A 5,182-nucleotide genomic window follows, 5' to 3' on the forward strand; every position below is an offset into this window, starting at 1 on the left:
CAGCTCGCACCAACACCCCGCCCGGCGTGTTACTGACCCACGCTCCTAGGCCTAGGCCCGGCATCGCTGAATTCGTCGCACAGCAGGCGACGGCCCGAACACTGGATCAGCACACGGGCGGCATCCCTAAACGACCCCACTACCCGCCAATCGATTTCACGCGGGCGCCACCCGCACTGGCCAACGAGTTGCGCTACATCGCCGCGATCAAGACTAAGCGGATGATCTGGACTAACGCCCGGTACGTCTCGATTACCCTGCGAGCCGCGATCGATCTGGCCGACAAGTACGGGTTCCGCAGCCTTCGTGACTTCCCGGTGCCGCCCAACGACAAGAAAACTGGCACCGAACGTCTGGCAGCAACCTTCCCCAACGAACGGGGCACAGGCGTACGCCAAGTTGCGCTCAGCATCCGAAGCATGTTGACACTGCTCGACGAGGCAACTCCAGATCCATGGGATGCCGACGCGTGGCACGCCGCGGACATGGACCTATCAGGCCGGAACACGGTTGTTGCCGAGGCAAAGATCTACTGGTCACGTGTCACATGCGGTTGGCTACGCCACGGCCTTAAGTCCCTGGCCCGGACCCAGCTGCAATCCGGCTCACGGGCGTGGGGCACCGTCAAAATCTACGCCCGTGGCGGTGCGGCCTTTAGCCGTTATCTCGACGAAGAAACCGGCCACATCGAACCCGCGGACATGTCGCGGACCGTCTTTCTGGACTTCCTGGCATGGATGCGCGATCAAGGCAGTACGCCGAAAGACCTCTATGCGGTGAACTCGCTTGCCCGCTTGTTGACCGACCTCAAGCGAGAAGGCATCGTACCTGACCTTCCCGAGACCATCTTCCTCTCGCGAGGAGAGAATGCGATCCCAAAGGTCCACAGCCCCAAGCCCTTCCCGCCCGACATCCTTTCAGCAATCGACAAACTGATCGCTGACGAGACTGCATTGCCGCGCACTGAGCGCCTCATCCTGCGACTCTGCCGAGCCGTGGGACCACGAATCAGCGAGGCATTGATGCTGCCGTGCGACAGTGTCACCTACATTGAAGGACGCGGCTACAAGCTCGAATACTTCCAGACCAAAATTGATGAGTGGCGCAAAGTCCCGCTCCCGCCCAAGCTCGGTCGCGACCTCGTAACCCAAAAGCAATGGGTCGCTACAACTTACGGACCAAACTGCACATGGATGTTCCCCTACGCGGGTCAACGCCCCAGACAGAACACGATAGTCGACCCCGAGGCAATAGGGCCTTGGCCGTTCGACCGCTTCCGCCTGGTCCTCTGGAAGGTGTACCAGGAGCACGGCATTGTCGAATCTGCCTTGACTGGAGAAACGTTGACCGGAGTCCAGATACACCGATTCCGGCACAGCATAGCCACCGGACTATTGAACGAAGGCTGGAGCCAGTACGAGGTGCAATCATTCCTGGGCCACAAGAGCCCGACGATGATGCAAGCCTACGCAGAGATCAACGAAGACTTGATGCGCAAGAAGTATCTCGAATACATCGAGAGCTCAGTCGATTTCGACGGGCACAAGATCGATACCGACGACAACGCAGCCATCGATGTCGAACGGATGAGAGATCGCTTCAAGCGGTCAACTCTGCCGAATGGGTTCTGCGCACTGCCGGAAAAGCAGAAGTGTGACTTCCTTCCGAGCCCCTGCCTCAGCTGCACGTTCTTCAGGACGACCCCCACGTTCTTGCCGATCCACATACGCCAGCGCGATGACGCCATCCGCGAACTCGACCTCGCCCGCGAAGACGGCCGGCAGCGCGCCGCCGAAGTGCACGAGAAGACGATCTCTCAGCTCAACAAGATCATCGACGGACTGAACCACACCGTGGAAAGTGAGACGCCCGATGACCACTAGGGAAGCTCGCACGCAGACCTTGCGAACCGCAGCGATCCGCAAAAGTGAAGACGCGCAGGCACGTGCGCGCCGGGCGCTTCTGGCGTTGGAGAACCGCGGCGTGCCGATCAACTTCAGATCCGTTGCCGAGGAGGGCAACGTCTCCACGGGATTCCTCTACAGCCACCCTGAGCTACGGCGTCAGATCACAGAACGTCGCCAACAACCCCCGCCCCGGATCGAACCAAACCCGCGAGCAGCGCGTTCGAAAGAGGCATCGGCTGTCGTCAAACTCGCTGTGGCCGCTGACGTCATCCGCCAACTACGCGCAGAGAATGAACAGCTCCGAACGGAAAATGCGACGCTGCGCGGTGATCTGCTATCCGCGGATCAGGCCCGGCGCTTACGCGATAGAGCCGCAAACCGTGATCGACAATCAACCTGACCTGGAGGCCATCCCACCGCACGCTTGGTGCGTCCAGACATGGATAGCCATCCGCTCACACCACCATCAGCAGCAATCTTCTCCGCGCCAGGATTCGATGCCCTCCCAGACGGCCAGCCCCGCAATGCCTAGCGCGACAACGGGATCGAGCCACCACCAGCCGAGGAAAGTGTTGGCCAGTAGCCCCACCAGTACGCCGGCTGCCAGATACGCGCACAGCAAGTTCTGGGCGCCTTCGCCGGAGGTAGCGCCCGAATTCAGCCGCGCGCCAAGGCGCTTCTTGGCGACCCCCAAGATCGGCATCACGATCAGGCTAGTGATCGACAACCCGATGCCCAGCCAGCTCGTTTCGGCGTGCTCGCGGGCGGCCAACGTGGTGATCGCGTCATAGGCGATGTAGGGGGCCAGCAGGAAGAACGTCACCGCAACTGCCTTTTGCGCGGACGCCTCCGCGGACTCAGACAGCGTTCGGGTTCCGGTGAACCGCCACACGATGATCACGCTGGCCAGGCCCTCGATGATCGAATCGAGCCCAAAACCCAACAACGCCACCGAGCCGGCGAGGATCGCGGCAATCACCGCGACCGCACCCTCCAAGCTCATATATGCCAGCGACAGCCACGACAGCAGCCGCGCCTGCGCTGCCGCGCGGTGCCACTCTGCGTCGCGCACCACGGCCGCGGGGGGTTCGGTGCAGCACTGCTCACCGGCGCACCCTTGCTCTGCGGAAGTCACCTGCTGTTCGGGTTCAGGGCGACCATTCATCGGCACGCCTCCTCGGCGCCGGTAACCCCATACGTGGGGCACAACGCGACCCGGGTGCCGGTCGCGGCCAGGACCGTCTCGGCGGCGGCCAGGACATCAAGGAGCGCCGGTTCGGCCAATTGGAACAGCGACGCGCGTCCCACCGGCTCTGATGTCACCAGACCGCAATCACGCATGCAGGCAAGGTGTTTCGATACCGTCGACTGCGCCAGGCCCGTCATCTCGACCAGATCTACCACCCGAGCCGGACCGACCGCCAACTGCCGCGCGATCAGCAACCGAGCGGGATCGCCCAACGATCGGAACAACGCGGCCGCCGGCGCCAGCTCGGTCCGGCCTAACCGCTCACTTAGCATCGCCATCTAGCGATGATAGCGCTAGTAGAGAACGCGCCTTCCTGCGCCTCGTTAAGAACATGTCTTCAACGTCTTGAACTGCGGTGTTTGGTGTCTTCTCTACATAAGGCTTGAACCACCTGCCTCCGCCGTATCAGGGCGGCGCTCTGACCAGTTGAGCTACCGGACATGGGGTTAGTGCCTCGGATTGCAGTCAGTGGGTGACTGCAATCCGAGGCGTTGTCGAAGTTGGGGTGTGCGACGGCACTCGAACCCGCTTTGCCCAGGATCACAACCTGGGGCCTCGACCGCTTCGGCATCGCACACAGCGGAAGACAGAGGAGTCGAACCCCAGGGCTTTCACCCCGCGCCCGTTTTCGAAACGGGATGCGCCACCACGGCGCGCTGTCTTCCTGAAGCTGACCCGCCAGGATTCGAACCTGAACCGGCTGAACCAAAATCAGCAGTGCTACCGGTTACACCACAGGTCATCGTGCGTGCGGAGGGATTTGAACCCTCTGTGTCTGAAGGCAGACAGCTGGTTTACAGCCAACCGCGACACTCCCGCTTCGCCGCGCACGCGTGGCTACCCCGGCAGGAGTCGAACCTGCAACCTACTCCGTAACAGGGAGCTGCTCTGCCAATTGAGCTACGGGGCAATGTGTTTCGTCGTGGCGGGGCAGGAGGTATGGACCGCCTGCGCCGCGACGACGGCTCAAACCAACTCAGGAACCCGGTAACGCGCCCGCTCACGTGGCTCGTAGGGCTCCCAGAGCAGCCGCATCCCGGCTTCCTCCGGCGTGCGGTCACTCTTGCGACCGTTGCACGGCGCGCACGCCGCAATGAGGTTCAGCCAGGTGTCTTGCCCGCCCCGCGACACCGGCTCGATGTGGTCCAGCGTGTCGCCGCTGCCACCGCAATAGCCGCAGGTGTAGCCGTCGCGAGCCAGGACGCCGTCACGGGTGACCCGGTTGTGCGGCCGGTACGGCACGTGGACGTACTGATGTAGCGCGACGGATGCGGGCAGCTCGATCACGGTCGAGGGGCTGTGTATGTGCACGGCCGGGCTGTGGCGTTCGATCACGTAGACCGAACCCCGAAGCAGCAGCCGGACCGCCTCCTGCCAGCTCACGTGGGTCAGCACGCGGTAGTCGGCGTTGTACACCGCCACGGCCCGGTGACTGGCCTTGTGTTGCCGGAAATTCCTCATACCGCGTGCCTCCTTTCTCTTTGTCGCGGGCAAGTGGTTGCGCGAGGTGGATTCGAACCACCGACTTCTGGGTTATGAGCCCAGCGGACTGACCGAACTGTCCTACCGCGCAAAGGTTTTGGTGCGTACCGTCGGAGGGATTCGAACCCCCAGCCCCCTGGATGTAAGCCAGGTGCTCGTCCAATCGAGCTGCGACGGCTTTGTCGGGATGACACGATTTGAACGTGCAACGCGCTGGCCCCAGACCAGGTGCTCTCCCAAGTTGAGCTACATCCCGTTGGCACGGATGACAGGACTCGAACCTGCAATCGGCGGTTTTGGAGACCGCTGCTCTTCCAATTGAGCCACATCCGTATCGAGCCGGTGGCGAGACGCGAACTCGCGCTTTCAGTTTGGAAGACTGACGTGCAACCAGTTACACCACACCGGCGTGAAAGCAACGTGCGCCGTGAGGGTTTCGATCCCCCGTCTCCAGATTAAGAGTCTGGTGCTATTCCAACTCAGCTAACGGCGCATGTGGGTCGAACTGTCATGTTCAAAGTGTCTTCCGCGTCATCTGTACGCC

At 62.0% G+C, this 5,182-nt stretch carries 5 protein-coding genes and 11 tRNA genes; 2 read left to right on the forward strand and 14 right to left on the reverse strand.

What is annotated here, in order from left to right; translation table 11 throughout:
• A partial coding sequence (locus EB75_RS27200; protein ID WP_142239850.1) for a tyrosine-type recombinase/integrase occupies positions 1 to 1,883 on the forward strand: 1,883 nt, incomplete at its 5' end.
• Complete coding sequence (locus tag EB75_RS29065) at positions 1,873 to 2,307, forward strand: DUF6262 family protein (RefSeq protein WP_142239851.1); 435 nt, start codon at positions 1,873 to 1,875, stop codon at positions 2,305 to 2,307. The genes EB75_RS27200 and EB75_RS29065, both read left to right, overlap by 11 nt.
• A gap of 66 nt (positions 2,308 to 2,373) precedes the next feature.
• Here EB75_RS29065 and EB75_RS27205 read toward each other — a convergent pair whose 3' ends face one another.
• The 14 genes from EB75_RS27205 to EB75_RS27265 all read right to left on the reverse strand — a co-directional run bounded on the left by EB75_RS27205 (position 2,374) and on the right by EB75_RS27265 (position 5,131).
• Positions 2,374 to 3,072, reverse strand: a complete 699-nt coding sequence (locus tag EB75_RS27205) for a cation diffusion facilitator family transporter (RefSeq protein ID WP_083612598.1) — start codon at positions 3,070 to 3,072, stop codon at positions 2,374 to 2,376.
• Positions 3,069 to 3,434, reverse strand: coding sequence for an ArsR/SmtB family transcription factor (locus EB75_RS27210; protein ID WP_073698336.1), 366 nt, complete (start codon positions 3,432 to 3,434; stop codon positions 3,069 to 3,071). The genes EB75_RS27205 and EB75_RS27210 overlap by 4 nt, the downstream gene beginning before the upstream one ends.
• Positions 3,435 to 3,657: 223 nt before the next feature.
• Positions 3,658 to 3,734 (reverse strand) — tRNA-His (locus tag EB75_RS27215).
• A gap of 2 nt (positions 3,735 to 3,736) precedes the next feature.
• Positions 3,737 to 3,821, reverse strand: a tRNA-Ser gene (locus EB75_RS29490).
• Positions 3,822 to 3,826: 5 nt separating this feature from the next.
• Positions 3,827 to 3,898: transfer RNA gene (locus EB75_RS27220), tRNA-Gln, on the reverse strand.
• A 3-nt stretch (positions 3,899 to 3,901) separates the two neighbouring features.
• Positions 3,902 to 3,989 (reverse strand) — tRNA-Tyr (locus EB75_RS27225).
• A 1-nt stretch (position 3,990) separates the two neighbouring features.
• Positions 3,991 to 4,066 (reverse strand) — tRNA-Asn (locus EB75_RS27230).
• Between the two features lie 56 nt (positions 4,067 to 4,122).
• The gene (locus EB75_RS27235) at positions 4,123 to 4,617 is read right to left on the reverse strand and encodes an HNH endonuclease (RefSeq protein WP_073698337.1); all 495 of its coding nucleotides are present in this window, start codon (positions 4,615 to 4,617) and stop codon (positions 4,123 to 4,125) included.
• A gap of 34 nt (positions 4,618 to 4,651) precedes the next feature.
• A tRNA-Met gene (locus EB75_RS27240) sits at positions 4,652 to 4,729 on the reverse strand.
• Positions 4,730 to 4,743: 14 nt separating this feature from the next.
• Positions 4,744 to 4,816, reverse strand: a tRNA-Val gene (locus EB75_RS27245).
• A gap of 4 nt (positions 4,817 to 4,820) precedes the next feature.
• Positions 4,821 to 4,894 (reverse strand) — tRNA-Pro (locus EB75_RS27250).
• Position 4,895: 1 nt separating this feature from the next.
• Positions 4,896 to 4,971: transfer RNA gene (locus tag EB75_RS27255), tRNA-Trp, on the reverse strand.
• A 4-nt stretch (positions 4,972 to 4,975) separates the two neighbouring features.
• Positions 4,976 to 5,047: transfer RNA gene (locus tag EB75_RS27260), tRNA-Gly, on the reverse strand.
• Positions 5,048 to 5,059: 12 nt separating this feature from the next.
• Positions 5,060 to 5,131: transfer RNA gene (locus tag EB75_RS27265), tRNA-Lys, on the reverse strand.
• Between the last annotated feature and the right edge of the window lie 51 nt (positions 5,132 to 5,182).

The organism is Mycobacterium sp. ST-F2, from assembly GCF_001905655.1.
Classification (GTDB): domain Bacteria; phylum Actinomycetota; class Actinomycetes; order Mycobacteriales; family Mycobacteriaceae; genus Mycobacterium.

What these genes read in the sequence shown, in the direction of transcription:
- EB75_RS29065 (WP_142239851.1), top strand. Translation starts at nt 1,873, where the DNA reads ATGACCACTAGGGAAGCTCGCACGCAGACCTTGCGAACCGCAGCGATC.
- EB75_RS27205 (WP_083612598.1), bottom strand. Translation starts at nt 3,072, where the DNA reads ATGAATGGTCGCCCTGAACCCGAACAGCAGGTGACTTCCGCAGAGCAA.
- EB75_RS27210 (WP_073698336.1), bottom strand. Translation starts at nt 3,434, where the DNA reads ATGGCGATGCTAAGTGAGCGGTTAGGCCGGACCGAGCTGGCGCCGGCG.
- EB75_RS27235 (WP_073698337.1), bottom strand. Translation starts at nt 4,617, where the DNA reads ATGAGGAATTTCCGGCAACACAAGGCCAGTCACCGGGCCGTGGCGGTG.